Here is a 1098-nt window from a genome sequence, read left to right on the forward strand (position 1 = left end):
CGCGCTGGTTCGGTGGTGGTGGGGCATGGTGAACGTCCGGGCTGCCGATGGGGCGGCCCGGACGTTCGGTGGTCAGTCGTTACGGTTTGGCTGCCGGGGTGCCGGCGGTGGTGGTCAGGTCATGGGTGCTCCACGCCGCGCCGAGACGGGGCAGGTAGGTCTCCTGGACGTGACCGGCTGTGGCGTTGATGGTGAAGACGCTGGTGTAGCCGTCATGTACCACCGTGACCGGTCGGCCCGCCATCAGCGGGGTGCCCGGGTTGCTGGTCAGGTCCTGTGAGACCCACGCCGCGCCGAGACGGGGCAGGTAGGTCTCCTGCACCCGGCCGCCGGTCGTGGCGGCGAACACGCTGACGTAACCGTCATGCACCACCGCTGACGTTGCCGGCTTCACCGCGGCACCCGGCAGCGCCTGAGTCACCCACCCGGCGCCGATCCGAGTCAGGTACGTCTCCTGCAACTGCCCACCCACGGTGGCAGTGAAAACGCTGACGTAGCCGTCATGCGTCACCACCGACGGTGCCTGCGCGGCCGCTGACACACCCAGATCCTGCGCCACCCACCCGCCGCCGACCCGAGCCAGGTACGTCTCCTGCACCCGAGCGCCGGTCGTCACCGCGAACACACTGACGTAACCATCGTGCGTCACCACCGACGTCGCCGGCGCGACCACCGCACCCGGCAACGCCTGCGTCACCCACGCCGCACCCAGACGAGACAGGTACGTCTCCTGGATCTGCCCGGCCGACGTGACGGTGAAAACGCTGACGTAGCCGTCATGCACCACCACCGACGGTGTCTGCCCCACCGCCACCGCACCCAGATCCTGCGTCACCCACGCCCCGCCAACCCGAGCCAGATACGTCTCCTGCACATGCCCATTCGACGCATTCACCGTGAACACACTCGTATACCCGTCATGCACCACCGCGACCGGCTGACCCACCACCGACGGCGTACCCGCCGCCACCGACAGATCCTGCGTCACCCACGCACCACCCAACCGAGGCAGATACGACTCCTGCACATGCCCATCCGCCACATTCACCGTGAACACACTCGTATACCCCTCATGCACCACCGCCTGACCCGCCTGCG

The 1098-nt window shown here is 68.1% G+C and carries 1 protein-coding gene; it reads right to left on the reverse strand.

Translation table 11 applies throughout. The features are described from left to right. Positions 1-79 precede the first annotated feature (79 nt). The gene (locus ABZ406_RS30975) at positions 80-988 is read right to left on the reverse strand and encodes a hypothetical protein (RefSeq protein WP_357769131.1); all 909 of its coding nucleotides are present in this window, start codon (positions 986-988) and stop codon (positions 80-82) included. Between the last annotated feature and the right edge of the window lie 110 nt (positions 989-1098).

Source organism: Micromonospora sp. NPDC005710 (assembly GCF_040630995.1).
Lineage (GTDB): Bacteria > Actinomycetota > Actinomycetes > Mycobacteriales > Micromonosporaceae > Micromonospora.